Source organism: Lentzea guizhouensis (assembly GCF_001701025.1).
Taxonomy (GTDB): Bacteria; Actinomycetota; Actinomycetes; order Mycobacteriales; family Pseudonocardiaceae; genus Lentzea; species Lentzea guizhouensis.
The window spans coordinates 3,609,681-3,636,047 of record NZ_CP016793.1 but is presented as its reverse complement, the minus strand read 5'-3'; the positions used below and the strand labels follow the sequence as shown (position 1 = coordinate 3,636,047).

At 70.1% G+C, this 26,367-nt stretch carries 19 protein-coding genes, 2 tRNA genes and 1 pseudogene; 9 read left to right on the top strand and 13 right to left on the bottom strand.

Translation table 11 applies throughout. The features are described 5' to 3' along the window. Positions 1-19: 19 nt before the first annotated feature. The 3 genes from BBK82_RS18250 to BBK82_RS18240 all read left to right on the top strand — a co-directional run bounded on the left by BBK82_RS18250 (position 20) and on the right by BBK82_RS18240 (position 1,097). Positions 20-586: a dihydrofolate reductase family protein gene (locus tag BBK82_RS18250; RefSeq protein WP_065916072.1), complete on the top strand. Its 567-nt coding sequence runs from the start codon at positions 20-22 to the stop codon at positions 584-586. Positions 587-845: 259 nt separating this feature from the next. After that, a tRNA-Arg gene (locus BBK82_RS18245) sits at positions 846-917 on the top strand. Positions 918-1,024: 107 nt separating this feature from the next. Then, a tRNA-Lys gene (locus BBK82_RS18240) sits at positions 1,025-1,097 on the top strand. A 59-nt stretch (positions 1,098-1,156) separates the two neighbouring features. Here the strand turns inward: BBK82_RS18240 and BBK82_RS18235 are convergent. Further along, positions 1,157-3,187 carry an RICIN domain-containing protein gene (locus BBK82_RS18235; RefSeq protein WP_154697372.1) on the bottom strand — a complete coding sequence of 677 codons (2,031 nt, stop codon included), beginning with the start codon at positions 3,185-3,187 and terminating at the stop codon, positions 1,157-1,159. Between the two features lie 253 nt (positions 3,188-3,440). On the opposite strand from BBK82_RS18235, the gene BBK82_RS18230 reads away from it, so the two are divergent. The 4 genes and pseudogenes from BBK82_RS18230 (at position 3,441) to BBK82_RS18205 (ending at position 9,429) form a co-directional block, all read left to right on the top strand. Next, positions 3,441-4,502: a hypothetical protein gene (locus BBK82_RS18230; RefSeq protein ID WP_065916070.1), complete on the top strand. Its 1,062-nt coding sequence runs from the start codon at positions 3,441-3,443 to the stop codon at positions 4,500-4,502. A gap of 4 nt (positions 4,503-4,506) precedes the next feature. After that, a pseudogene (locus BBK82_RS56725) lies at positions 4,507-4,938 on the top strand (hypothetical protein); the annotation flags it as partial. Positions 4,939-6,361: 1,423 nt separating this feature from the next. Continuing rightward, entirely contained in the window at positions 6,362-8,833 is a 2,472-nt protein-coding gene (locus BBK82_RS18210) for a hypothetical protein (RefSeq protein ID WP_065916066.1), read from the top strand. Between the two features lie 62 nt (positions 8,834-8,895). Then, on the top strand, positions 8,896-9,429 hold the full coding sequence (locus tag BBK82_RS18205; RefSeq protein WP_065916065.1) for a hypothetical protein: 534 nt from the start codon (positions 8,896-8,898) through the stop codon (positions 9,427-9,429). Position 9,430: 1 nt separating this feature from the next. On the opposite strand, the gene BBK82_RS18200 is transcribed toward BBK82_RS18205, so the two are convergent. From BBK82_RS18200 to BBK82_RS55810, 5 genes are all read right to left on the bottom strand, one after another. Continuing rightward, complete coding sequence (locus BBK82_RS18200) at positions 9,431-12,721, bottom strand: error-prone DNA polymerase (protein ID WP_065916064.1); 3,291 nt, start codon at positions 12,719-12,721, stop codon at positions 9,431-9,433. A gap of 75 nt (positions 12,722-12,796) precedes the next feature. Beyond that, entirely contained in the window at positions 12,797-14,263 is a 1,467-nt protein-coding gene (locus BBK82_RS18195) for a DNA polymerase Y family protein (protein WP_154697371.1), read from the bottom strand. Further along, entirely contained in the window at positions 14,260-14,496 is a 237-nt protein-coding gene (locus BBK82_RS50310) for a hypothetical protein (RefSeq protein WP_065916062.1), read from the bottom strand. Before BBK82_RS50310 ends, BBK82_RS18195 begins: the two co-directional genes overlap by 4 nt. After that, positions 14,493-15,128, bottom strand: a complete 636-nt coding sequence (locus BBK82_RS50305; protein ID WP_065916061.1) for a hypothetical protein — start codon at positions 15,126-15,128, stop codon at positions 14,493-14,495. Before BBK82_RS50305 ends, BBK82_RS50310 begins: the two co-directional genes overlap by 4 nt. Beyond that, entirely contained in the window at positions 15,122-15,256 is a 135-nt protein-coding gene (locus BBK82_RS55810) for a hypothetical protein (RefSeq protein WP_257785466.1), read from the bottom strand. The genes BBK82_RS50305 and BBK82_RS55810 overlap by 7 nt, the downstream gene beginning before the upstream one ends. A 223-nt stretch (positions 15,257-15,479) precedes the next feature. On the opposite strand from BBK82_RS55810, the gene BBK82_RS18180 reads away from it, so the two are divergent. Then, complete coding sequence (locus BBK82_RS18180; RefSeq protein WP_065916060.1) at positions 15,480-16,211, top strand: hypothetical protein; 732 nt, start codon at positions 15,480-15,482, stop codon at positions 16,209-16,211. A 49-nt stretch (positions 16,212-16,260) separates the two neighbouring features. Here the strand turns inward: BBK82_RS18180 and purH are convergent, their stop codons facing one another. The 7 genes from purH to BBK82_RS18145 all read right to left on the bottom strand — a co-directional run bounded on the left by purH (position 16,261) and on the right by BBK82_RS18145 (position 24,934). After that, positions 16,261-17,832, bottom strand: a complete 1,572-nt coding sequence (purH, locus tag BBK82_RS18175; protein WP_065916059.1) for a bifunctional phosphoribosylaminoimidazolecarboxamide formyltransferase/IMP cyclohydrolase — start codon at positions 17,830-17,832, stop codon at positions 16,261-16,263. Continuing rightward, positions 17,829-18,380: a phosphoribosylglycinamide formyltransferase gene (gene purN, locus BBK82_RS18170; protein WP_179953787.1), complete on the bottom strand. Its 552-nt coding sequence runs from the start codon at positions 18,378-18,380 to the stop codon at positions 17,829-17,831. Before purN ends, purH begins: the two co-directional genes overlap by 4 nt. 124 nt (positions 18,381-18,504) lie before the next feature. Further along, positions 18,505-19,869: a cell division protein PerM gene (locus BBK82_RS18165; protein WP_154697370.1), complete on the bottom strand. Its 1,365-nt coding sequence runs from the start codon at positions 19,867-19,869 to the stop codon at positions 18,505-18,507. A gap of 409 nt (positions 19,870-20,278) precedes the next feature. Continuing rightward, positions 20,279-20,971 carry a DUF5336 domain-containing protein gene (locus BBK82_RS18160; RefSeq protein WP_065916056.1) on the bottom strand — a complete coding sequence of 231 codons (693 nt, stop codon included), beginning with the start codon at positions 20,969-20,971 and terminating at the stop codon, positions 20,279-20,281. 188 nt (positions 20,972-21,159) lie between these two features. Then, positions 21,160-22,047: a succinate--CoA ligase subunit alpha gene (gene sucD, locus BBK82_RS18155; protein ID WP_065916055.1), complete on the bottom strand. Its 888-nt coding sequence runs from the start codon at positions 22,045-22,047 to the stop codon at positions 21,160-21,162. Positions 22,048-22,052: 5 nt separating this feature from the next. Beyond that, entirely contained in the window at positions 22,053-23,219 is a 1,167-nt protein-coding gene (gene sucC / locus BBK82_RS18150) for an ADP-forming succinate--CoA ligase subunit beta (protein WP_065916054.1), read from the bottom strand. Positions 23,220-23,560: 341 nt separating this feature from the next. After that, positions 23,561-24,934, bottom strand: a complete 1,374-nt coding sequence (locus tag BBK82_RS18145; protein WP_154697369.1) for a hypothetical protein — start codon at positions 24,932-24,934, stop codon at positions 23,561-23,563. A 342-nt stretch (positions 24,935-25,276) separates the two neighbouring features. Here BBK82_RS18145 and BBK82_RS18140 point away from each other — a divergent pair, with 342 nt between their 5' ends. Continuing rightward, complete coding sequence (locus tag BBK82_RS18140; RefSeq protein ID WP_065916052.1) at positions 25,277-26,257, top strand: esterase/lipase family protein; 981 nt, start codon at positions 25,277-25,279, stop codon at positions 26,255-26,257. The last annotated feature ends 110 nt before the right edge of the window (positions 26,258-26,367 follow it).

Below are 26,367 nucleotides of genomic sequence, written 5' to 3'. Positions count from 1 at the left end.
CTACAGGGAGGTTCTGGGGATGCGAAAGCTCGTTTACTACGTCGCCACCACGCTCGACGGTTTCATCGCGGCCGAGGACGGCACCTTCGACGGGTTCATCTTCGAAGGCGACCACATGGCCGGCATCAACGCCGAGTACCCGGACACGCTGCCGACGCAGTTCCGCGAGGCACTGGGCCTGCAGGACGCGCCGAACAAGCACTTCGACACGGTCCTGATGGGCCGCAGCACCTACCAGGTGCCGGGCGGGCTCGCGTCGCCGTACGCACACCTGCGCCAGATCGTGGTGTCGACACAGGTGACCGGCACACCGCCCGACGTCGAGGTGGTCCGTGAGGACGTCGTCGGCCGAGTGCGCGCGCTCAAGGAAGAGGACGGCCAGGACATCTGGCTGTGCGGTGGCGGCAAGCTGGCCGCGGCCCTGCTGCCGGAGATCGACACGATGCTGCTCAAGATCCACCCCGTGGTGTTCGGCCGCGGCATCCCGCTGTTCGACGGGAAGGCCGGCATCACGAAGTTCGCGCGCACCAACGCGCAGCTGTTCGAGAGCGGGGTGTCGTTCATGACCTACGAACGCAATTCTTAAATACGATTGACCACGCGGGGAGCCGACCGTAATCTTGAGCTACCTCAAACCGAAGGGAACGGACATGACGAGCAAGGTGAAGCGGGTGCGACGCTCCGCAGTCGCTGCTCCCGTGCGACCGTCGCGACCGTTCCCGCAGGTGAAGGGCGCAGTCTCCCCGCCATGACCACCAGGTCGTGAGCGACAGGGAGCCGCCCGTCGGGAAACCGACCAGGGCGGCTTTCTTCATTCTGCGCGCATTTCCACAATTGTTTTTCCTGCCCTTGTAGCTCAACGGACAGAGCGCGGCGCTACGAACGCCGAAGTCCAGGTTCGATTCCTGGCAGGGGTACTCACGGATGCGAGGGAGACGGCAACCCGCCTCATTTGGGATGAGGACACACCGCGTTCGACTCGCGGGCATCCGACTGCGCGGCTGAACACCGCACAACTGAACACGGGTCGCTAGCTCAACTGGCAGAGCAGCCGCCTCTTAAGCGGCGGGTTCGGGGTTCAAGTCCCTGGCGGCCCACTCACACGACGAAAGGGCTCCCTCCGGCGAACCGGAGGGAGCCCTTCACAGGTCGTCGATCAGATGACGTGCAGGGTCCACCTCTGGTTCGAGGTCCCGTTGACGTCCCAGATGCCGACCGCGGCGCCGTTCTGGACGGCGTTGCCGATCGCGTCCGCCGCCTTGCTGGCCAGCACGCTCTCCAGGACGTAGCTGCCGTCAGGCTGGCTGGAGAACGCGAACTGCTCGGTGTCCCCGTGGTGGCAGTCGTACTGGATGAGCTGCGAACCGTTGAGCTGGACGCCGTTCTTGACGTCGAGGCACTTGCCGGACATCACGTTCTTGAGCGCGTACCGCTTGCCGCCCAGGTCGATGAGGTCCCACGCCATCTTGCCGCCGCCGACGCAGTCCCACAGCTCCATGCCGGCGAGGTTCGCGAGCGCACCCTGCCCCGGCGTCTCCCACAGGCCGGCGGTCTGCAGGCAGCGACCGGACTGGACGCCCTTGAGCTGGTAGCGGCCGACGGTGACCGCGGCGACGTCGGAGCGGTGCACCAGGTCGATGAGGCGCCAGCGCTGGTGGCCGTCGTTGGTGTTGCCGTAGGTGGTGATGGGGGTGGCGTTCGGGGTCTGGCTGTCCCTGACCGTCACGAACTTGCCGGTGCCGACGTTCTTGATCTGGTACGAGCCGTCGGAGTTCTCGAGGAAGCTCCAGCGGTGGTAACCGTTGTTGGCGTCACACGGGTACTGGCGCAGCAGGTCGCTGTGGCCGTCCATGCACTGCCGCGAGTTCCCGTTCATGAGCAGGTACTCGTTGGTGGCGACCTGCTTCAGCGCCCAGACCTGCTTGGGGGCCGGGCGGATGCAGTCCCACAGCTCGTTGTACTGACCGTGCTCGATCGCCTGCGCGTCGACGCCCGCGATCTGCGCGCACCGCCCGGAAGCCTTGCCCTGCAGCTCGACCACCAGCTCGTGCCTGGGCTTGATCTGGTCCCTCTTGGCGGCCTCCGACCGGCCGAGGTTGAGGAACTCGTTGCGCGCCTTGAGGTCGCCGGCGAGTGCGGCGGTGGCGGCGGCGACCACGTTCGGCAGGTACCCGTCGCGCTTGGCGAGGTCGAGGATCTCCTTGATCTGCTTCTCGGTCTCCGCGGCGCGGATCGCGTCTTCCTCGGCGACGTCCCTCTGGTGCGCGGTGTGCACGCCGGTGAAGATGAACGCCTTGACCACCGCCGCGTCGTGGCTGTCCAACGCGCTCTGGGCAGCGGCCTTGACGAACTTGCGCGCCAGCGGAGACCGGTAGACCTCCCAGGTGAAGTCGTTGTCGGTCATGACCTTGAGCGAGGTGGTCAGCTCCGCCTGGGCAGCGACGCGCCAGGCGTCGGCGCGCGCCTTGAGCATGTCCTCCCTCGCCTTGTTCTCGGCGCTCTCCCGCTGAGCCGCCTCGATCCGGCGCTGCACGTCCAGCTCGTACGCGGCGAAGATGCCCTCGGTCACGAACTTCTGGCGCTGCTCGTCCGTGGAGGTGTTGGTGAGCACGGCGGCGGCCCGCGCCTTGATCTCGGGGTTCTCCGTGCCGTTGGTGTTGATGAACAGCTTGGTGACGAACTCGCTGAGGTTCGTGTCCAGGTAGTACCTGTCGACGTTCATCCAGCCGATCAGGTCCGTGGCCCGAAGCCGCTGCCGGTGCCGCTCGTCCATGATCGGGATCGCCCGCACGTCCTCGCGGAACGCGAGGTGGATGCCGGTGACGATGAAGTTGTAGCAGGCGTTCTCGTCGGTCTCGTTCGTGAGCGCCTTCAACGCCTCGCGCTTGATCGCGCTGTCGCGAGGGGCGTTGTTGTAGATCCAGATGACGAAGTTCAGGTCGGCCATCCTGGCTTCCCTGGACGTGACCGAAGCGCTGATCGTGCTGGCTGCCGCGAGCTTCTGGTCGAAGTCCGACACCAGCGCCGCGTTGAAGCTGACCGTGGACACACCGAGTGGCGCCGAGGCGTCCACTCCGGGCGGAGCGGCGAGCGCCGGAGTGGCGAACAGGCCGCTCGCCAACGTGATGGTGACCGCGAGCGCGGTGACTCCGCGCACGCCACGGCCACCCAGACTGCGTCTGGACAAGGTGAATCCCCCAAGATTCGTTGTGACGGCATCTGCCCCAAGCGCGGCGTGAACCCCCCAGGCCCGGCCGCTCGACTCCCCAGTCGTCGGATGCCTGGGAAACCTCGCACGCCGCCCGGTTGATCCGCAATGCGGTGTGATCTGGGTCACGTAACGGTTTGTGTCCTGACAGGCGCTCCAGGTGCTAGGAACTCCTTGGGCGACTAGCCCACCACGTGAGTTTCTGGGGGAAACCATGGGGCGTCACACGCTCATGCCTGCGTTGCTGGCCGCAGTGATCGCGGCCGGCGTTGTCGGAACCGTCCACGCCACACCCGCGTTCGCGGACTCGGTGGTGACCACCACGACGACCACCGCCTTGGCCGCGTCCATGCGCGAGTCGGTGTTCCAGATGTCGTACAACTCCGCTCTGCCGTCCGAGGTCCGCGACGCCGCGTACGTGGCGGTCGCCGCCAACGACGAGGCGAAGATCCGGGAGTTCGTCCTCGTCGGCTACCGCAAGGCGAAAGACCGTGCCACCGCACGGGAAAAGCTCGACAGCGACGTGATCCGGGAGATCAACCGGACCGCGGTCCCCGGCAGCGAGGTGCAGGGCTCGTCCGCGGAGGCGTTGCGCTCCTCGGCCACGGCCAGGCAGGAGTACCTCCACAGTGGACACGACCGGGCGGTGGAACTGGACCGCGTCCACGACAACAAGCGCCAGGAGAACCTCGCCCGGCTGGCCGAGGAGGACCGCGCCTACGTGACCCACCTGGCCGCCAACGATCCCGGCGTTCAGGTGCGTGCGGCGGCAGTGCGCGCGCTCAGCGGTGGTGATGATCGGTCGATCGGCCTGTTCTTCGCCTACGAGTGGAAGATCGCCGCCGAGATCGACACCGAGCGGTTCGTCCGGACCACCACCGAGCTGAACCAGGTCTGGCTCGACCGGATCGCACACCTGACGGCCTCCGCGGTCGCGGCCGAGAAGGCCGAGCGCGAGGCGAGCGGGGAGCTGGCGCGCAAGCACCGGCTGGAAGCCAAGCAGGCCTGGGAGGACATCGACCGCGAGGCCGATCAGTCCTCTGTGGACTGGTTGGCGGAGAAGGCGAAGGCGGACAGGCAGGCGGCCATGTGGGCCCAGGTCGCCGAGTACGCCCGTGCCGCGCAGTCGGACCAGGACTGGACGACGATCCTGCAGGAGGCCCTCGACGGCCGCAGGTCGTGGGAGGACGTGGCCGGCCAGGCCGCCAGCTCCGCCACCCACTGGCAGGCCGTCGCCAAACACGCTCGTGAGGCGGCGAAGGACGCCGCCGACCGCGATCTGGGGGATCGCTGACACCATGAAAAGAAGATCATCAGGCGCCACCTCGGTGTGGCGCAGATCAGTCGTGCCCATTTCCGCGGCGCTCGTCCTCACGCTCTTCGGTGGGACGGTGCAGGCAACCGCCGCGGCACAACCGGTTCCGGTGCTCCAGCAGGCCGCCGCCAACGACCCTCCTCCGCAGGAAGTGGACGAGGAGCACGAGTTCTACAAGATGCTCGTCACCGACATCTCCGAGCACGCGGAGGACGTCGAGGTGCGCGACGCGGCCAAAGCCGCGTTGGCGGTCGGCACCAAAGAGAAGCTGATCTGGTTCCTCGACCACGGTCAGGCGGAGGCACAGGCCCGTGCCGACCAGCGCAAGCAGGTCGAGAAGGCAGAGAACCGCCGCAAGGTCGAGGGCTGGGCGGCCACCGGTGGCCCGCACGTCCGCGCGGGGGCGCAGGCCGCGCTGAACGCGGGTGACCAGGCGATCAAGGACTTCGTGGCCTACGGCTACGAGATCGCCCTGAAGCGGGACCAGCAGCAGGCCGAGGACGACAAGGCCGAGCAGGACCGCATCATCGCCCGTGTCCGGGACATGGTCGCCATGGGCGGCCCGCAGGTGAAGATCGAGGGCGAAGCCGTCCTCCTGAGCAACGACTACGCGCGGATCCGCCAGTTCTACCTCGTCGACTACCACGAGGCGAACAAGCGCGACCACGACATGCGTGCGGCCATCCAGAAAGCACTGGAGGACCGCAACAAGGCGGTCACCGAGCTCGACCAGATCGCCCGCCGCTCCGAGGCGGCGGCGAGCGCGCGGGCCGAGATCATGCGGGCCAACATCGACGCGGTCAAGCACCTGGAAGACGTCACGTTCGCCATGAAGCGGGCCGTGGAAGCGGCCCACAAGGCGGACCAGATCTTCCGCGACGACAAGCCCGGCCGCGCCCACGGCCAGCTCGGTCGCAACGAGCTGCTCGACGTCGAACGCGCCAACGCGGCGCGGGAGTCCGAAGCGGCCGACCGCATCGCGCTGGCGTCCATCGAGACGAACACCCGTGCGCGCAACGCCGCGCAACGACTGGTCGACACCGGCATGACCGACGGCCTGGACTGGGCCAAGGTCACCGTCGGCATCGGCAACGCGGTGGACGCCGCCGCGCTCGCCGCCGAGACCTCGATGCACGCGGCCACGGCCACGCTGGCCGACAGCCGCGCGCTCGACGCCGACCGCAACGCCCAGGAACACGCCAACAACGCGCACAAGTACCGTGCGGAGGCCGAACGCCAGGCGGCCAAGGCGGCCGAGCTGGCCGAGGCGGCGAAGAAGCAGCAGGACATCGCGATCGCCGCCCGCAACCGTGCGGAACAGCAGAAGAACATCGCCGCCGCCAAGGCAGCCGACGCACAGCGCCACGCGACGGCAGCCCGCAACCACCGCATCAACGCCCAGGGCGCCGCACGCAACGCGGCCGCCGCGGCGAACACGGCCTACGCCGCGAACGCCGAGGCCACGCGACTGGCCGGCGAGCACGACGCCGCTGTCGACAAGGTCCGCTCCATCCAGAACCAGGTCCAGGTGATCGGCCTGGTGCACAACGCCAACATGATCAGCCTGGAGCGGATGGAGCTCGAGCTCCGCAACCGCGAGCAGGTCGCCAGGGAACGCGGCGAGAACGTCGAGGAGGTCACCAGGGAGATCCGCGGCCAGGTCGACGTGGCCCGCGGTGCCGCGAACGAGTCGGCGGGCTGGGCCTCGGCCGCGGCCGCGTCGGCTCAGGCCGCACGGAAGCCGCCAGCGCGTCAGCCCAGGCCGCGCGACAACGCGACCGCCGTGACCGCGCCGGGCCGCCGACGAGGCGCACCGGATCACGCTGGAAGCGGTCAACGTGGCGCTGGGCGCCAAGGCGTCGGCCGAGATGACCCAGCAGGAGGCGGAAGCCTCGGTGCGCGAGGCGAACCAGGCCGTCTTCCAGTCCGTGGTCGCCGACCGGGCTGCCTCGGCGGCGGCCGCGTCCGCCACCCTCGTGATCGACGCGTCGCGGGCCGTCGACGCGATCCTCAAGCCGTACGCGGCACTCAACGCCGATGCGCGCAGGGCGTTGCAGGTCGTCGCCGACGCACTGCTCATCAGCGAGGAGCAGTCCCGGCTGGCCAGGGAGAAGGCAGCGGAGGCAGCGGAAGCCGCGGTCAGGGCGTCCAAGGCGGCCGACGACGCCGTCGCGGACGTCAAGCCCGCGTACGAGGCGGCCGCCCGTGCCGCGGAGTCCGCGAACCAGGCGGCGCAGTACGCCCAGGTCGCGAACGACGCGGCCAACCAGGCCGTGCAGCACGCGCAGGGAGCACACGCCGCGGCCGGCACCGCCGGCCGGTGGTCCAACAACGCCCAGCAGGACGCCGTGGCCGCCGGCAACGCCGCCGCGGCCGCCAGTGCCTCCGCGGCGAGTGCGGACCGGGCGGCGGCGGCGACCGAGCAGATCTACACAATGGCCCGGGCCAACGCCGACAAGGTGCAGCAGTTCATCCAGTCGGTGGCCGACCGCATCCAGGACGTCCACGAGTACCGCGTCCGGCTCGACAGGGCCGAGCAGATCGCGCGGGACGAGGCCGCGAGGAAGGCCGCCGAGCTCAACCTCGAGCTCGCCAGGGGCATCCTCACGATCGACAGGTGCCTGGACAACCCCGTCTTCAACTTCGAGGACTGCAAACGCGCGGCCAACAAGGTCGAGGAGGTCACCAAGAACGGTCTCAGGGCCTACACCGAGGCAGCGGCCGACTCGATGCTGACCGGTGCCCGGTGTGCCGCCGGCGACCAGGCTGCCTGTCAGTTGATGCGCGAGGGCAAGGACAAGCTGTCGCTGCTCTACAAGCAGATCGGCGAGGGCATCGTCGAGGGCGCCAAGGGCACGCTGGACGGGCTGCTCACCGGCCTCGACTGCGTCGGCGGTTCGGTGTTCGGGGACTTCCACTCGTGCAAGCAGATCTGGGACGGGCTGGTCTACACGGTCCAGAACCCGTACACGCTGATCCACCTGGACGTGTGGCACGAGAACCCGGCGAAGGCGCTCGGCCTGACGCTGTGGGACCTGTCGTTCGGTGCGGTGGGCGCGGTCGCCAGCGGCGGCGGCGCGACCGTGACCAGGACGCTCGGCCTGATGAAGAACGCCCTCGCCAAGGGCACCGGCAAGGTCCTCGACAACATCGCGGACCTGCGGAGCTTCCTCGTGAAGCTCCAGGACACCGTGCCCGACCGGCTCCCCGGCTCGCTGGGTGAGATCCTCAGCGCCAAGGTCCGCGTCGAGGGCAACGTCGGCAAGATCGACAACGCGGTTGCGGTCGTCGACGGCCGGCTCTACCGCATGGAGTCCTACTCCCGGCAGCTGGAGGGCGACCTCGCCAACCTGGACGGCGCGATCGTGCGCGTCGAGGGCGGCACGCTGCGCATCGAGAACGGCATGGCCAAGCTCGACGGCGCGAAGCTCAAGGTCGAGCGGGGCACGCCCTGCGTCTCGGGGTTGATGGCGGCGGCAGCGGATCCCGGCTGCGGGTACCAGAACCCGACCATCGAGAACGGTCAGTACCGCCACGACATCGGTGCCCTCAAGATCCGGATCGACGCGGACGACCACTCCTGGGGCCTGGCACACCTCGATGAGATGAGGGCGGCCGAGAAGCTCATCACCCCTGACATCGACGATGTCGCGGACATCGCGCGAGCGGAGCGTCCTGGCAGGAACCCCCTGCCCGGTGACGAGCGGCTCGAGGTCAAGGGCGACAAGTCGTTCTTCCGCAAGCTCTTCGAGGAGATGTGGGAAGGCGGCTCGAAGAAGTCGCCGGCGGACGTCAGGCTGAAGCTGAACGACACGGTGAGGTACACCTACGTCCTCTCGCCTGAGAAGTACAGCGTCGGGCTCTACGACGTGATCGACGCGCTCACGAAGAAGGGCTATCAGCTGGCCGGCGCGAAGAACTTCTGGCACAGGTCCTTGACTCCCAAGTACGACAAGTACGGCAACCGTCTGAGCAACTACCCCGGGATCAACCTGACTTTCTGGACGAAGGACAAAAAACAGCTCTTCGAGGTCCAGATCCACACCGAGGAGAGCTTCAAGGCGAAGAAGAAAGAAGAACCGCACTACAACAACCGCCGAGCCAATCGAGCGGCCATCAACGCGATCAAGAACAAGGCCATCAGCGAGGGCAGGAACCCCGATCGCGGTGAACTGTTCCCCTGGGAACAGGAGGAGATCAAGAGGATCGAGGCCGACGACGTGTTCGAGAACTCGAAGTCGTCCGAGATCTTCGACCCGATCACCCCTCCCCCGGGAGCCGTTCACTTCCCTGAGCTGAAACTGGGGTGATGATGCCTGCGCGCCCCTCGCACCCGCGAGGGGCGCGTCTCCTCTGATGAAACGAGACCCAGGTGGCACAGCAGTACGAGTACTTCGCCATCCTCACGCCGGACCGCCCATCTCCGGAGGACCCCCTGGTGATGTGCCGGCGTTGGGTGGACGACGACGGACAGGTGCACGAGGAGGTGTTCACGAGCCAGCTCGTGTGGGTGCCCAGCACGGCGATGCGCAGCGCGACAACGAGCGACGCGGCTGCCCATGGCGTCGAGGTGCGCCGGGTGGACGAGGAGAGAGCGGCGCGGTTTCAAGACTCGGTCCGCGACTGGGTGCGCCGTGACGAAACCTGGGACGGCCGGCCCTACTCCTACCTCGCCTGGCTGGACGGATCCACCGTGGACGATCCCACCGGGGTGCTCCGCACGTGGACGACCGAGCAGGGCGGCGAACAGGAGCAGCGATACCTCCCGGGCACGGGATGGCGGGACAGCTACATCCGCGAGGACTGGCACCGCGGCCGGCAGGACGGCAGGTTCGACCCGATCGACAAGGCCACCGCCGAGGAGATCATCGAGCGCTGGGAACAGCGGCGCGCCGAACAGGGCTGACTCAGCGGAAGTCCCGCGACTTCGAGGGAATCCGCAGGTCGAGGTGCTGCAGGCGGTCCGCCAGCAGGCTGACCACCCCGTCGGCCGACTCGACGGTCCCCCGCACCAGCATCGCGGCGCTGCTGCGCGCGATCCGCCGGTACCGCGCCCACAACCCCGGCGAGCACACCACGTTGACCATGCCGGTCTCGTCCTCGATGTTGAGGAACGTGACGCCGCCCGCCGTCGCCGGGCGTTGGCGGTGGGTGACCGCACCACCGATGAGCACGCGGGTTCCCGGCTTCACGTCGGCCAGGGTGATCGTGGGCAACGCGCCCATCGCGTCCAGTTTGGACCGGACGAACTGGGTCGGGAAGCTGTCCGGGGACAGGCCGGTGGCCCAGACGTCGGCCACGGCCAGCTCCACCTCGTCCATGCCGGGCAACGACGGCGCGTCGACGCCGGTCACGGTGCCGGGCAGGCGGTCGGGGCGGATCGCGGCCACCGCGCCGGCCGCCCACAGGGCCTCGCGGCGTTCCAGGCCGAAGCACGCGAACGCGCCCGCCGTGGCCAGCGCCTCGACCTGGGCGGTGGTGAGCTGCACGCGCGAGCCGAAGTCCTCCATGTCGCGGAACGGTTGTGCCGCAACGATCCGCTCGGCGTCGGACTGGCCGACGCCGCGGACGGCGGCGAGGCCCGTGCGGACGGCGTTCTTGCCCTCGAAGGGTTCCAGCGTCGCGTGCGGTAGAGATGCGTTGACACATGGGCCGTGCACGGTCACGCCGTGGCGGCGCGCGTCGATCACCAACGACTGCGGTGAGTAGAAGCCCATCGGCTGGGCGCGCAGCAGGGCGGCGCAGAAGGCGGCCGGGTGGTAGAGCTTGAACCACGCGCTCACGAACACCAAGTGCGCGAACGACAACGCGTGCGACTCGGGGAAGCCGAAGTTGGCGAACGCCAGCAGCTTCGCGTAGATGCGGCCCGCCAGCTCCGCGCCGATCCCGTTCGCCGCGCAACCCTCGTAGAAGCGGTCGCGCAGGCGTTCCATCCTGGCGGTCGAGCGTTTGGCGCCCATCGCGCGGCGCAGCTCGTCGGCCTCCGCGGCGGTGAAACCGGCGGCGTCGACCGCGATCTGCATGAGCTGTTCCTGGAACAACGGCACGCCGTAGGTCTTCTTCAGCGCGTTCTCCAGCAGCGGGTGGTCGTAGTCCCACTCCTCCTGCTTGTTGCGGCGCCGGATGTACGGGTGCACCGAGCCGCCCTGGATCGGGCCCGGCCTGATCAGCGCGACCTCGACGACCAGGTCGTAGAACTCGCGCGGCTTCAACCGAGGCAACGTCGCCATCTGCGCGCGGCTCTCCACCTGGAAGACACCGACGGAATCGGCCTTCTGCAACATCTCGTAGACGCGCTGGTCGTTCAGGTCGAGATTGCCGATGTCGACCTCGACGCCCTCGTGGTCGCGCACGAGGTCGATCGCGTAGTGCAGCGCGGAGAGCATGCCGAGGCCGAGCAGGTCGAACTTCACCAGACCGATCGACGCGCAGTCGTCCTTGTCCCACTGCAGCACCGTGCGGCCGGCCATGCGCGCCTTCTCCACCGGGCACACCTCGCTGACCGCGCGGTCGCAGATCACCATGCCGCCGGAGTGGATGCCGAGGTGGCGCGGGAAGTTCTCCAGCTGCGCGGAGAGCTCCAGCACCGAGTCGGGGATGTCGCAGTCGTCGGTGGTGGTGTGGAGCGGGCCCCAGCGGTCTATCTGCTTGCTCCACGCGTCCTGCTGGCCGGGTGAGTGGCCGAGCGCGCGGGCCATGTCGCGCACGGCGGACCGGGCGCGGTAGGTGATGACGTTCGCGACCTGCGCGGCGTGGCGGCGGCCGTACTTGCGATAGACGTGCTGGATGACCTCCTCGCGCCGGTCGGACTCGATGTCGACGTCGATGTCGGGAGGGCCGTCGCGGGCGGGGGCGAGGAAGCGTTCGAAGAGCAGGTCGAACCGGACCGCGTCGACGTTGGTGATGCCGAGCGAGTAGCACACCGCGGAGTTCGCGGCGCTGCCCCTGCCCTGGCAGAGGATGCCGTTCTGCTCGCAGAACCGCACGATGTCGTGCACCACGAGGAAGTAACCGGGGAAGCCGAGCTGTTCGATCACCTTCAGCTCGTGCTCGATCTGCCCGAACGCCCGCTCCCGGTGCTCGGAGTCGGCGTACCGGCGGTGCGCGCCCTGCCAGGTCAGCTCGCGCAGCCAGGTGATCTCGGTGTGGCCGGGCGGCACGTCGAACGGCGGCAGCTGCGGCGCGACCAGCCTCAGGTCGAACGCGAGCTGCATGCCGAGCAGCGCGGCGTTGTGCACGGCACCGGGAAAGCGGCGGAACCGGTGCATCATCTCCTCGCCGCTGCGCAGGAACGCGGCCGGTGACGGCGGTAGCCAGCCGGCCATCTCGTCGAGGCTGCTGCGTGCCCTGACCGCGGCCATCGCGGCGGCGAGCCTGCCCCGGTTCGGAGTCGCGTAGTGCACGGCGTTCGTTGCCACGACGGGGAGCTTGAGGTGCTTCGCCATCGCGTGCAGCAGGTCGTTGCGCCGGCTGTCCTCCGGCAGGCCGTGGTCGGTGAGCTCGACGTAGACGCGTTCCTTGCCGAAGAGGTCGGTGAGCCGGACCAGCTCGCGGAACGCCGCCTCCGGCCCCTCCCTGGTGAGCGCGCGGCGCACGGTTCCCTTGCGGCAGCCCGTCAACGCCACGACCTCGCCCCTGGTGTCGGCCAGCAGCTGGTCGAGGTCGTAGACGGGCTTGCCCTTCTCCGCGTCGTCGTGCAGGTGGCCGGTGGTGAGCGTGCGGCACAGCCGGTGGTAGCCCTCCTGCCGGCACGCCAGCAACAACAGGTGGTCGCCCTCGGGGTCGGGTTCGCCGTTCGCGGGCTTGCTCAGGCCGACGCTCAGCTCCGCGCCGAACACCGTGTGCACGCCCAGTTCCTTCGCCGCCTCGGCGAACCGCACCACGCCGTACATGCCGTCGTGGTCGGTCAACGCGATGGCGTCGAGCTCGAGTCGTTGCGCCGCCTCGACGAGCTCCTCCGGGTGGCTCGCGCCGTCGAGCCAGCTGAAGTTCGAATGGCAGTGCAGCTCCGCGTACGGCACGCGCATGCGGGTGACCTGCTCGTTCGCGCGCAGCTGGAAACCCGGCGGCGCGGTGTACCGGTCGCGGCGCCGGGACCAGGCGGGACCGTCACCGCCGTCGGGCTTCTGCTCGTGGGGCTTGCCGGACAGGGCCCGTTCCAGGTCCTTCCAGCGGACCGGCGGGTTATTCCAGCTCATCCGGTGCCCTGCGCGGTGCCGGGATCAGGTTCTCCAGGCCCTCGGGGACCTCGAAGGCTTCGTAGTCGTCGAACATCAGTCGTACACCCCTTCCAGGAACCACCTCTGGTTCCTGCGGACCAACAGGAACGCCTCGTCCTCGGTCTGCACCTGCACCCGTGCGGCCCGGTGCGCGTCCGGTGCCCACCACCGTTCGTCCACCGGCCACGGCCCGGCCCACGCGACCACGTCCCGCGTTCTGCCGTTCGCGGTGACTTCTCTGGGCCGTGCCGTGAGCTCGAGCCGTCCGGTCACGCCGACCTGGTTGCCGGCAGCGTCGGTGAGCTCGGCGGGTTCGTCCTTGAGCGTGGCGGGCGCGCGGGCGAGCCGGCCGGGCCACGGATGGTCTGGGTTCTGCACCGGCGTTCGCTCGTCCCCCCACGGCACGAGCCGGACCTGCTCCCGCGGCCCCCGTCCGCCGTCGAGCACCGGCACCAGCACCGCGTCCGGCCCCAGCAACCCCTGCACGTGCAGCAACGCCCTGACCGCGCGTTCGTCGTCGTGGCCCCACAACCCGAGCTGCAAGGCGGTGCCGTCGACGACCTCACTGGGGTCGAGGGTGAGCGTCCTGATGCCCGACGTGAGCCGCTCGCGGGTGAGCCAGCCGTCCAGCTGCCACCTCACCCGGTCCGCGATCCCCCGCGGTGTCAACGGTTCCGCGGCCCGCCACACCCGGTGCAGCTCCTCGTCGTGCTCGGTGCGCGCGTGGATGCCGAGCCGCGTGCACGCCAGCCCGCGGTCGGCCAGGTTCGCGTGCAGCTCCTCCGCCAGCGTCTTCGCGGCGAACGCGGCCGAGTCGATCCGCTCGACCGGCTCGTCGAACGTCTGCGTGACCGCCAGCTCCGGCGCCGGCCTGCGCTTGTCGAGCGGCCGCTCCGGCAGCCCCCGCGCCATCCGGTGCTGCTTCGTCGCCGGCCCGCCGAACCGCGACGCCACCGCGTTCTCCGGCACGTCCGCGAACGCGCCGAGGGTCTTCAGGCCGAGCCTCCTGAGCAGGTCGACCAGCTCCGGCGCCGGCAGCTCGTGCACGCCGAGCGGCCGGAGGAACTCCGCGGTGCCGCCGGGTGCCACGACCACGTTGCGGTGCGCGGCCTTCGTGGCTCCGAACAGGCTGTCGGCCACCCCGACCTGCGCCTCGGTCCCGGTCCTGGTGGCGACGTGGTCGACGATCCGCTCGGCCGCGTGCTCGGCGGTCCCGAAGTAGGTGACCGGTCCCCGCGCCTGCACCGCCACCAGCCCCGGCTCCACCACCTCGATGCCGGGCGCGAGCTCCTCGACCGCCTCCGCGACGGGCTCGAAGAACCGCGCGTCGCGCTGCGGGTCGCGGTCGAAGGTGACCAGCTCGGGGCACATCGACTCGGCCACGCGTTTGCGCATGGCCCAGCGGATGCCCTCGGCGCGCGCCACGGCGGAGGTGGCCACGACCTCGTTGCCGTCGACCACGGCCACGTGCGCTGCCGCCCAGCCCCGGCTCCACCACGACGAGCCGGGCGGAGTCCTCACGCCTCCGCGACGGGCAGGCGAGAGCGCGTCACGCCGGTGTCGGTGCCGCTGGGGAATGAGATCGGGGATCCCGGCCAGCGGATGCCCTCGGCGCGCGCCACGGCGGAGGTGGCCACGACCTCGTTGCCGTCGACCACGGCCACCGGGACGTGCGGGCTGGTGCCGGTGGCCGTGCAGGCGGCGATCACGGGCCAGTCGGGGCACCAGACGACGAGCAGGCGGGAGTCCTTCACCGCCCCTCCGCCGAACCGGGCAGGCGGAGGGGAGCGTCGTCCACCACGCCGGAACTGTCGGTGCCGCCTGGAAGAATGAGATCTGGGGATCCCGGCAAGGACCCTGCGGACGTGCGCGTCGGCTCGCCTGCCGGGCGCGCCGGGCCGCCAGCTCGTCCCGCTCGGCCGCCGCCCACTTGGCCACGACCGCGTCCGCGCCTGGCGGCGGACTCGTCACGCCCGACGCGCTTGCGCCCCACCTCGTCCGCTCGCCCGGCAGCCGACTCACCACGACCGGTCCCCTTGCGCGCCAGCACATCCGCTCGCCCGGCAGCCGACTCGTCACGCCCGACGCGATTGTTCCCCAGCGTGTTCACCCGCCTGGTGACCGGCTCGGCACCCCGGCCCGGACCGGCATCAGCCGGCTCGTCGGGCCGGGCCGGTTCACCGGTCACCAGCGGGAGCTCGATCTCCTTCTCCCCGAACGCCAGCACCACGTTCCGCGGCCGGGCCGCCGAACCGCGGCCACCGCTGCGCACGTCGATCTCCTGGCGCCGCAACGTGTCGGCGCCGTCGTTGAGCGGGTTCCAGCGCACGGACCGCGCTGTCAGTTCCACGTCGGGGGAAGGCCAGGTGCCGAACGCGATCAGCACGGCACGGCGCTGGCGGGCGCGGGCGGTGAGGCGGCGGGCAGGGAGCGGCAGGGGCAGCCGACGGCACCAGGTCCGCTGGCCGGGTTCACCCCGAGCGCGGCCAACGACGCCGTTGCCGACCTCGACACTCCACCCACCTCCCGTCTCGGACCGTGCGCACCCCTGTGCACGGCCGCCGCGGGAAGTTCGGCGACTTGCTATTCGAACTCTTGTTCGAACGAACGCAATGATCGTAGCGCGTCCAAGCACCCCTGTGTCAATGCCGGGGCATCACCCTTTTGGTGGACACGGCCACACCGGTCCGGACGGTCCTCTACGGTGACTCGAAAAGCACCGCTATCTGGGGAAACCGTGAACCAACCACCTCCGCACGGCTGGCACCGGCAACCGCCGCAGGGCCCGTACCCACCACAGCAGCAGGGCTGGCAGGGCCACCCGCCGCAGCCCGGCTGGGGCCCGCCACCGCCGCCCGAGAAGAGCAAGGCGCCGGTGATCATCACCCTGTCGGTCGTGGCGCTGCTGGTGCTCGGCGGCGGCATCACCGCGGCGGTGCTGTACTTCGGCGCGCACGAGGACGGGGGCAGCAGCAAGCGTTCCGACCAGCTGCCGGCCGCCTGCTCGAACGTCTCCGAGGCGGCGCTGAAGAAGGCCCGCACCACGAACCCGAACAAGCGCAGCTCGTCCGAGACGGACCTGGGCAGGGGCAAGCGCACGATCTGCTCGTGGAACCAGACCAAGGGCGTCGACGGCGAGGGCCTGCGCAACACCGACGTCTACGTCACGCAGGACGCGGAGGAAGAGGACAACGCGTACCAGCAGGCCGTGCAGATGGCCATGGCCAACACCCAGGGCACGCCGCAGCAGAAGCCGCTCGAAGGTCTCGGTGACGAGGCGACGGCGGTGCTGATGGACGGCACGTCGGCGTTCACCGACATCTCGATCATCGTGCGCAAGGGCGACCACGTGGTCGAGGTCGACCACACCGGCTGGGACGTCGGGGTGTTCAGCCCGAAGCGCGCGGACACCGCCGAGTTCGAGGCCGCCGCCAGGGGGATCGCGGAAGCGATGGTCTCGAAGCTCTGACCCGGGCGGGGGCCGCTTCCACGCGTGGAAGCGGCCCCCGCGACGACGATCAGTGGGCGAAGTGGCGCGTACCCGTCAGGTACAGCGTCACGCCCGCCTCCTCGGCCTTCGCGATCACCTCGGGGTCGCGCACCGACCCGCCGGGCTGCACGACCGCGCGCACACCCGCGTTCAGCAGCACCTCGAGGCCGTCCGGGAACGGGAAGAACGCGTCCGAGGCCGCCACCGCGCCCTTGGCCCGCTCACCCGCGCGCGTCACCGCGAGGTGCGACGAGTCGACCCGGTTGACCTGGCCCATGCCGACGCCGACGGTGGCGCCGTTGTCCGCCAGCAGGATCGCGTTCGACTTGACCGCGCGGATGGCGCGCCACGCGAACTCCAGGTCCGCCAGCGTCTGCTCGTCGGCCGGCTTGCCGCACGCCAGCGTCCAGTTCGCGGGCGAGTCGCCGTCGGCGTCGATGGCGTCGCGCTGCTGCAGCAGCAGGCCACCGGACACCGGACGCATCTCCGCGCCACCGCGGGAGGGCGCCTCGGCCACCAGGATGCGCACGTTCTTCTTGCGCTGCAACACCTCCACCGCACCGTCCGCATAGGACGGAGCGATGACCACCTCGGTGAAGATCTCCGAGACGAACTCGGCCATCTCCACGGTGACCTCGCGGTTGGCCGCGATGATGCCGCCGAACGCGCTCACCGGGTCGCACTCGTGCGCCTTGCGGTGCGCGTCCGCGATGCTCACGGTCGACACCGCGATGCCACACGGGTTGGCGTGCTTGATGATCGCGACGCACGGCAGCTCGTGGTCCCACGCGGCCCGCCACGCGGCGTCGCCGTCGAGGTAGTTGTTGTACGACATCTCCTTGCCGTGCAACTGCTTCGCCGACGCGAGACCCACGCGGCCGTCGCCCTGCGTGTAGATCGCGGCGCTCTGGTGCGGGTTCTCGCCGTAGCGCAGCACGTTCGACCGGTTCCAGGTCGCGCCGACCCAGCCGGGGAAGCCGGAGCCCTCGTCGTCCGGCGCCAGGACGTTGCCCATCCACGACGCCACGGCCACGTCGTAGGTCGCGGTGTGCCGGAACGCGTCCGCGGCCAGGCGCTGGCGGTCGGCCAGCGTGAAGCCGCCCTCGCGCACGTTCTCCAGCACCCAGTCGTAGCGCGCCGGGTCGACGACGACGGCCACGTTCGCGTGGTTCTTCGCCGACGCGCGGACCATCGCGGGACCGCCGATGTCGATCTGCTCAACGCAGTCGTCGGGGGAAGCGCCCGACGCCACGGTCTGCGTGAACGGGTACAGGTTCACGACCAGCAGGTCGAACGGCGCGATGTCCATGTCGCGCAGCTGCTGCGCGTGCGTTTCCTTGCGCAGGTCCGCGAGCAGACCGGCGTGCACGCGCGGGTGCAGCGTCTTCACCCGGCCGTCGAGGCACTCGGGGAAGCCGGTGACCTGCTCGACCGGCGTGACCGGCACGCCGGCGTCGGCCAGCACCTTCGCGGTGCCGCCGGTCGACACGATCTCGACTCCGGCCGCGTGCAGGCCGGTGGCCAGTTCCAGCAGGCCGGCCTTGTCGGAGACACCGACCAGTGCCCGACGGACCGGTCGCCTCTCGGCGGGAGTGCTCACGGAATGCTCACCTTTCGTCCGTTCACGGTGCAGCCCTCGCGGGCCAGCCTGCCGACCGTCTCCACGAGCAGCCGGCGTTCGACGACCTTGATGCGTTCGTGCAGGGTCTCCTCGGTGTCGCCGGGTTCGACGACCACGGCCTCCTGCGCGAGGATCGGCCCGGTGTCCACGCCCGCGTCGACCAGGTGCACGGTCGACCCGGTCACGCGCACGCCGTAGTCCAGCGCGTCGCGGACGCCGTGCGCGCCGGGGAAGGCCGGCAGCAGCGCGGGGTGGGTGTTGATCATCCGGCCGCCGAAGCGGGCCAGGAACCCAGGACCGATGATCTTCATGAAGCCCGCCGACACGACCAGGTCGGGCTCGTGCGCGGCGACCGCCTCGGTCAGCGCGCGGTCCCACGCGGCCCGGTCGGCGTGGTCGCGCAGCTTCACGGCGAAGTGCGGGACGCCCGCACGTTCGGCGCGCTTGAGACCCTCGATGTTCTCGCGGTCCGCGCCGACGGCGACCACCTCGATCGGGAGGTCGGTGGCGTCCAGCAACGCCTGCATGAGGGTTCCGGAACCGGAGACGAGCACGACGACGCGCGCCGGTGTGGGAAGCCGAAGTTCGGTGCTCAGCGTCTACTCCTGGTCTGGCAGCGGTGTTGCAGCAGCTCAGGGGCAGCCTATGACGTCACCGTTCCGGCTTGCCGTCCAGGTCCTCCTCCGGCTCCATGCCGAGCATCTCGTCGAACTCCGCGTCGAAGTCTTCTTCTTCCACCACTTCGGGTCCGGCGGGTTCCGCGTCGTCCTCGCCGTCGTCTTCCTCGTCTTCGAGGACCTCGTCGTCGAGAGGTTCGTCCTCGTCCACGACGTCCTCTTCTTCGTACTCGACGTCCTCTTCTTCGTACTCGACCTCGGCGGCGTGCTCGTCGTGTTCGTCGTACTCGTCTTCGTCGTAGTACTCGTCGTCGAGCTCTTCCTCGACCTCGAACTCGTCGGCGGCCACGATCTCCAGCTGGTCGGTGAGCTCGTCGTCCTCGAAGACGACCTCGGAGTCCTCGACCTCGTCCTCGTCGTAGTCCGGCTCGACGAACTCGGCGGCGTCCGCGGCCACCACCGGCTTCACCCGCGCCCCGGCGAGCCACGCGACGAGCGCGCCGGGCACCAGCACCCACAGCGCCACGAGCAGCGCGAGCAACCCGGCGGGAACCGTGACGGGGTCGAACGCACCGGAGGCGAGCCGCCCGCCGGCCGTCGCCGCGAGCACCAGGCAGCCGACACCGGCGGTGACCGCCGCGACGAGCACCGCGCGCAGCCGCGAGGTCGGCCGTTCGGACACCTTGCGGCAGGTCCAGCCGACGAACGCGCCGATCAGCAGAGCCGGCACCAGCACGGCAGGACTCAGCACGAACGCGTCCTCCGGCATCGCCGCGAGCAACGGCACCGGCGGCACCGGGCCGCCGGTGAACTTGAGCGGCGTGACCTCGACCAGGCCCATGGAGAACCCGGCGCCGGCGACGTAGGAGAGCCCGGCGATGATCGCGTTCGGGAGGTACCCGAGGCACAGCAACCACACGCCGAGGCCCACACCGACCGAGGGACCGGCCTCCGCGAAGAGGCTGCTCGTCCTCGGCCACGAGATCGCGAGCCCGGCGGCCACCGCCAGCGCACCCGCGCTGAACAGTGCGAACAACGCCATGAACCCGGACCTCAGGCCCTGGAACGCCACCGGGTCGAGCTTGTCGAACACCAGCTCCACCAGGCCGCAGCGGCGGGCGACACCGATCGTCGCCGCCACCCCGGAGACCGCGGCACAGCCGAAGAACGCGACGGCCGGAGTCGCGCGCACGAGCCCTTCGTCGCCCATCAGCAACGCGATGGCGCCGCCCACGACCGCGTGCGCACTGGAGATGCTGAGCACGACCGAGCGGGCTTGCAGCGGTTCGTAGAGGCCCAGCCGGTCGGCGGTGCCGGCGGCGGTCCGGCCGACGAGCAACATCAGCAACGCCGTGGGCAGCAACGGCAGCACGCCGAGCTGACCGGCGTCGAAGCGCAACGGCACGTGGTGCGCGGCCGGCCAGCCACGCTGGTGCGGCGGCGGTGAGCACCCCGGCGGTGTCGAAGTCGGCGTAGGTGGCGGTGGCCGTGATCAGCGCGAGCAGTGCGGCGACGGCCGCGTAGCCGACCACCACCGATCCGACGGCGGCCGCGGCGAGCACCCGCGCGCGTTCAGCACGCGAGAACTCCGGTGGGCGCACCGTGGTCACCTCGCGGGTCACGTCGCGTGTCAGCACGGGCATTTCCCCACTGTGTCAGGCCGACTGGTCCATCCGGATGAGGCACGCCGCACGCGCGAGGGGCGGCACCGGTCGTCCGGCACCGCCCCTCCCACGTACAGCGGCCGGGGCGTCTGCAAGTACCACCAACTTGAAGTCGGTGGTACTTGCATACGCCCCGGCCGTGAACTACTGCTGCGGGCCGCCGAAGCCACCGGGCGGCGTGCCCGGCGAGCCGAACTGACCCGGCTGCGGCATGAAGCTCGTCTGCTGCGGCGGCTGGCCCGGCTGCTGGGGCTGCTGCGGCTGCTGGCCGAACTGCTGCTGCGGGGCCTGCTGCTGCGGTGCCTGCTGGCCGAACTGCTGCTGCGGCACACCGTGCTGCTGCGGGTGCTGCCCCTGCTGCGGGAACGCGCCCGACTGCGGGTTCCAGCCACCCGGCTGGCCCTGGTACGGGTGCGCCGGCTTCGGCGTGAACTTCACGATGCCCTCGCCGAGCAGCAACGCCAGCACGAGCGCGGCGGTCTGCAGCAGCGAGACGATGAGGAGCACGATCGCCAGACCCTCGACCGACGAGGCCTTGATGATGCCCTGGAGCAGTTCCAGCGTCTGCACCGCGGCGAGCGCGGCGGCGACCGGCAGGAACTTCGGCGCGTTCGGCAGGAGCGTGAGAGCGGCGAGCGCGGCGGCCGCCAGGATCCAGGTCACCCCGCCGACGCTGTCGGAGAAGGCGAGCAGGTAGGCGACGAGGCCGAGACCAGCGCCGACCATGGGGAGGATCATGCCCAGGTTGAGGTTGCTCGCGCCGGGAGCGGCGCTGGGCTGCTGGTGCGGTGCCGGACCCGGCGGCTGCTGTTGGGGTGCGCCGTAAGGCACGGACATGTCGAGGTCTCCTCCTCCAGCTGGGTGAATCTCAAACGCTAGCCGATGCGTGTGGTCAGACGATGACCGGATCATGCCGGTTCCGCCACACGAGCCGGCCCGACCCCGAAGTTACCCCTGCCGCAAACGCACGCGGGGACCTTTCGCACTGACAGTCAGTGCGAAAGGTCCCCGCGTGCGGTCTCAGCTCAGAGCGAGCTCATGATCTCGCGCATGAGAGCGGCGGTCTCGGACGGCGTCTTGCCGACCTTGACGCCGGCGGCCTCGAGGGCCTCCTTCTTCGCCTGCGCGGTGCCCGCGGAGCCGGAGACGATGGCGCCGGCGTGGCCCATGGTCTTGCCCTCCGGGGCGGTGAAGCCCGCGACGTAGCCGACGACCGGCTTGGTCACGTTCTCCTTGATGTAGGCCGCGGCGCGCTCCTCGGCGTCGCCACCGATCTCACCGATCATCACGATCGCGACGGTCTCGTCGTCGGCCTGGAAGGCCTCGAGCGCGTCGATGTGCGTGGTGCCGATGATCGGGTCGCCACCGATGCCGATCGCGGTGGAGAAGCCGAAGTCCTTCAGCTCGTGCATCATCTGGTAGGTCAGCGTGCCGGACTTCGACACCAGACCGATCTTGCCGGAGCCCGCGATGTTCGCGGGGATGATGCCGGCGTTGGACTTCCCGGGGCTGATGATGCCGGGGCAGTTCGGGCCGATGATCCGGGTCTTGTTGCCCGTCGCGACGGCGTGCGCCCAGAAGTAGGCGGTGTCGTGCACCGGGATGCCCTCGGTGATGACGACGGCCAGCTCGATCTCCGCGTCGATCGCCTCGACCACGGCGGCCTTCGAGAAGGCCGGCGGGACGAAGATCACGGTCACGTTCGCGCCGGTGGCCTCCATGGCCTCCTTGACGGTCCCGAAGACCGGGAGCACGGTGCCGTCGAAGTCGACCTTCTCGCCCGCCTTGCGCGGGTTCACGCCACCGACGATGTTCGTGCCGGACGCGAGCATGCGCTTGGTGTGCTTGGTGCCCTCGGCACCGGTCATGCCCTGGACGATGACCTTGCTGTTCTCGTTGAGGAAGATAGCCATCGTTCTCAGACCCCCGCAGCCGCGAGCTCGGCGGCCTTGGCGGCCGCGTTGTCCATCGTGTCGACAACGGTCACCAGCGGGTGGTTGGCCTCGGCGAGGATCGCGCGGCCCTCCTCCACGTTGTTGCCGTCGAGGCGGACGACGAGCGGCTTGGTGGCCGAGTCGCCGAGGATCTCCAGCGCCTTGACGATGCCGTTGGCCACGGCGTCGCACGCGGTGATGCCGCCGAAGACGTTGACGAACACCGAACGCACGGCCTCGTCGCCGAGGATGACGTCCAGGCCGTTCGCCATGACCTCGGCGGACGCGCCGCCGCCGATGTCGAGGAAGTTCGCGGGCTTCACGCCGTACTGCTCACCGGCGTACGCCACGACGTCCAGAGTGGACATCACGAGACCGGCGCCGTTGCCGATGATGCCGACCTCGCCGTCGAGCTTGACGTAGTTGAGCCCCTTCTCCTTGGCCTTGGCCTCGAGGGGGTTCTCCGCCTGCTTGTCGACCAGCTCGGCGTGGGCCGGGTGGCGGAAGCCGGCGTTCTCGTCCAGCGTGACCTTGCCGTCGAGGGCGATGACCTTGCCCTCGGGGTCGCGGACCAGCGGGTTGACCTCGACGAGCGTGGCGTCCTCCGCGACGAAGGTCTCCCACAGCTTGACGATGACGTCGACGACCTGGTCCTTAACCTCGGCCGGGAAGTTCGCCGCGTCGGCGATCTCGGTGGCCTTGGCCTGGTCGACACCCTTGATGGCGTCGATGTGGATCTTCGCGAGGGCCTCGGGCTTGGTGGCCGCGACCTCCTCGATGTCCATGCCGCCCTCGACGCTCGCCATGGCGAGGAAGGTGCGGTTGGCGCGGTCGAGCAGGAAGGAGAAGTAGTACTCCTCCGCGATGTCGGAGGCGGGCGTCACCAGCACGCGGTGAACGATGTGCCCCTTGATGTCGAGGCCGAGGATGGCGTTCGCCTTCTCCTCGGTCTCGTCGGCGTCCTTGGCCAGCTTCACGCCGCCGGCCTTGCCGCGGCCGCCGGTCTTCACCTGGGCCTTGACGACGACGGCCTGGCCGAACTTCGCGGCGATGGCCTTGGCGTCGGCGGGGTTGGTGGCCACATCGCCCGGCAGTACCGGGACGCCGTGGGCGGCGAAGAGGTCCTTCGCCTGGTACTCGTACAGGTCCACTCGGGTCTCCTGCGACGTCGGTGTCGGAACACCGCGCCTGGGTGGTCCTCAAGGGGCCGTCGGAACCCACTTGACGCGGCTGGGCCCAGACACTATCGACCTGCGCCTACCGCTCGCACGCCACTCCCGGTGAGGTCGGTCTCAACGGCGGTGAGGTCGATCACCCGTGGGCACGGGAGCGGGTGCACCAGCCGTCGCGCGACGGTGTCCAAGCCCACTTCGAACCGGTTCAGCGGCTCGCGCGTGCCGCCATCGAGCCGGCCGCGACCAGGAGTGCCACGACCGACGCGATCGCCAGCCAGGTGCCCGGCGCCGCGGCGGTGCCCTCGACGCGGCCACGGTCAGCGGCAGTCCAGCGCGGACGCCGACCAGCGCGGGGGAGCCGCGCCGCGTTCCGGGCGGGACCTCAGCGCGACCACCAACCCGACGACGAGCACGAGGAACGCGGCGACCAGCGTGGTCGACACGATCGGGTCGTAGTTGTCGACGACGTCCGGCGGGGTGTAGCCGGTGGCCTCCATGGTCGGCAGCGCGAAGGCACCGACGGCGAAGAGCCCGCCGAGCAGCGCCGCGCCCAGCTCGGCCACCGGCACCTGCTCGGCCTTGCGCTGGTCGGCGTTCTCGCGTTCGGCACCGCCCGCGAGAGCCGCGCACACCACCGCGGCCAGCCCGAACGGGTAGACCGCCGTCATCAACCAGAAGCCGGACGCCGCCTCGGCCAGGCCGGACTGGCCCGCCAGGCTCACCGTCTGCACGGAGAACACCGACGCGAGGAAGGTCGCGCAGACCGCGAAGATCATCGCCGGGCGCACCCGGCCGGCGGCGCCGCGCGCGAACATCAGCAGGCCCAGCAGGGCGAGCACCAGACCGGTCGGCCAGAGCAGCCGAGCCGCGTAGAACACCGGTGCCTCGCCGTCGACCACGAGCTGCGGGGCGACGGCGCCCACGATCGCCGCCACGGCGGCCAGCAGGGCGAACACCCCCGCCGTCGCGTGCAGCCGGTGCACGGTCGGCAGCGCGATCTCCTCCGCCGCCTCCTTCTTCTCCTCGCCGTCCTCCGCACGCTCGCCGCGCACCGCCAGCGCGGCCAGCACGGCCGCGAGCAGCGCCACCGGGCCCACGTGACCCAGGCCGTCCGCGAACAGACCGGCCGCCAGCGACGGCGGCCCGCGGCAGGCCGAGAGCCACGCCGACCATGCCGCCGCGACGCGTGTCGGGCGAGCTGCCGCGAGCGCCGCGACCAGCGGGGCGGCCAGCAGCAGCCCGCCGACCAGCCCGAGCACCGGCAGGTCCCACGGGCTGCGCGGGAGCAGGTAGATGTCCGTCGAGCTGAACGGCTCACCGAGCAGCGCGATCGCGGACAGGGCGGCGACCGGCAGGAAGATCGCGAGCTGGTTCGGCGTGTCCTCTTCTCCCGAGGCCGCACCGGCGCGACCGGCCGCGAGCAGTCCGCCGACGAGCACCAGCACATGACCGGCCACGAGCAACCAGAGCCCGGTGCCGACCGGCGGCGCCACGAGCCCGGCCGGCCGGAACAGCTCTGGCCGCCCGACCGTCATCGTGTGGCCGATGACCTGCAGGTCGCTGAGCAGCCGGCCGGGGGCGAACACACCCACCGCGGCGAGCACAGCCGCCGCGATGAACGGCCGGCCGCGCAGCCACAGCACCCCCGCGACCGCGGAGGCAGCAGCGCGAGCACCGCCAGCAGCGGCCACGAGGTGTACGCGGGCGCACCACCGGCCACGACGCCGAGCAACGGCCCCACCGCCGCGAGGAGGGCTCCCGTCGCGGCGAGGCCCCACGCGACGCGCAGCCGGGTGACCGCCGATGTCTGGTTCTCGAGCTCGGTTCGAGTCATCGCGGGCGAACCTAGCAAGGACACACCTGCGCACTGCGCCGACGCCCTCGGCACCGATCACGACCGCGCAGGTCAGCAGGCGCACGGCCACACCCGTTCGCGCAGGTGAACGGCACCAGCTGAGACGAATCCCGTTCGCATGTGAAAAAGGACCGCTGGGTACTCCTTTCCGGTGAGATCAACACTTACCGTCGCTCACATGAGTGACAACGGCCGGTCGTGGACGCGGCGTCTCACCGACGCCGTGCTCGACCGCGCCGGCTGGGGTGTGCACACCGCCCGCGACATCGCCGGAGAGGCGAAGGTCGCGTTGCGCGCGATGGCCACGCCCGGCGGTCTGCGCGGCGTCGCCACCGAAGCGGTCTGGCTGACCGCCCGCGCGGTGCTCTACCCGTGGGGCGCCGTCACCGAGCAGCTGCGCCCGGAGGGCCACTTCCGGCACTACCGCACCGACGGCCTGCCACCCCGCCAGCGCGGCCTGGTGGTTTCGGCGATGGACGCGGCGGGCACCCCGATCGTGCTGGTGCACGGCATCGGGGACAACCGCTCCGCTTTCGCGGTGCTGTCGGGGGCGCTGCGGAGGCGGGGCTTCGGGGTGGTGCACGCGGTCAACTACAGCGTGCTGACCGCGTTGACCGGCGACGTCCGCCGCTCGGCCGCGCTGCTCGGGGAGCAGATCGAGCGGATCTGCGAGCAGACCGGGTCGGATCAGGTGCACGTCGTCGGCCATTCCCTCGGCGGGCTCATCGCCAGGTACTACGTACAACGACTGCACGGCGACTCACGCGTTCACACACTCGTGACCCTCGGGACGCCGCACAACGGCACCCTCGCTGCCTACCTGCTGCCGACCCCGCTGACGAAGCAGCTGCGGCCCGGTTCGGAGCTGCTCTCCGAACTCGCCGAGCCCTGCAGGCCCTGCCGCACCCGGTTCGTGGTGGTCTGGTCGGAGATGGACCAGATCATCGTGCCGCAGCGCAACGCCCGACTGGAGCACCCCTCGTTGCTCGTCGAAGAGCACCAGATACGTGATTCAGGTCACCTTTCCCTCCCGGTTGACACGAGAACGCTTCACGTCGTTGTTACTGCCATCACCCGTATGGATGACTCGTCAACTCACCCCATCGCCGCCGGTGGGGAGGCCTGTGGCGCACCCGGAGTGACCGATCGTCACAGTTGACAGTTGAAACACGCTGGTTGCCGCCCATTCGGTCGACGTAACGAACTGGGGTTTGCCCTCCGGGGATCGCCGACGTTACTGTCCCCCGGTCCGTTGTCACGGTCTGGTCA

What these genes read in the sequence shown, in the direction of transcription:
- BBK82_RS18250 (WP_065916072.1), top strand. Translation starts at nt 20, where the DNA reads ATGCGAAAGCTCGTTTACTACGTCGCCACCACGCTCGACGGTTTCATC.
- BBK82_RS18230 (WP_065916070.1), top strand. Translation starts at nt 3,441, where the DNA reads ATGCCTGCGTTGCTGGCCGCAGTGATCGCGGCCGGCGTTGTCGGAACC.
- BBK82_RS18200 (WP_065916064.1), bottom strand. Translation starts at nt 12,721, where the DNA reads ATGAGCTGGAATAACCCGCCGGTCCGCTGGAAGGACCTGGAACGGGCC.
- purN (WP_179953787.1), bottom strand. Translation starts at nt 18,380, where the DNA reads ATGCAGGCGTTGCTGGACGCCACCGACCTCCCGATCGAGGTGGTCGCC.
- BBK82_RS18160 (WP_065916056.1), bottom strand. Translation starts at nt 20,971, where the DNA reads ATGTCCGTGCCTTACGGCGCACCCCAACAGCAGCCGCCGGGTCCGGCA.
- sucD (WP_065916055.1), bottom strand. Translation starts at nt 22,047, where the DNA reads ATGGCTATCTTCCTCAACGAGAACAGCAAGGTCATCGTCCAGGGCATG.
- BBK82_RS18140 (WP_065916052.1), top strand. Translation starts at nt 25,277, where the DNA reads ATGAGTGACAACGGCCGGTCGTGGACGCGGCGTCTCACCGACGCCGTG.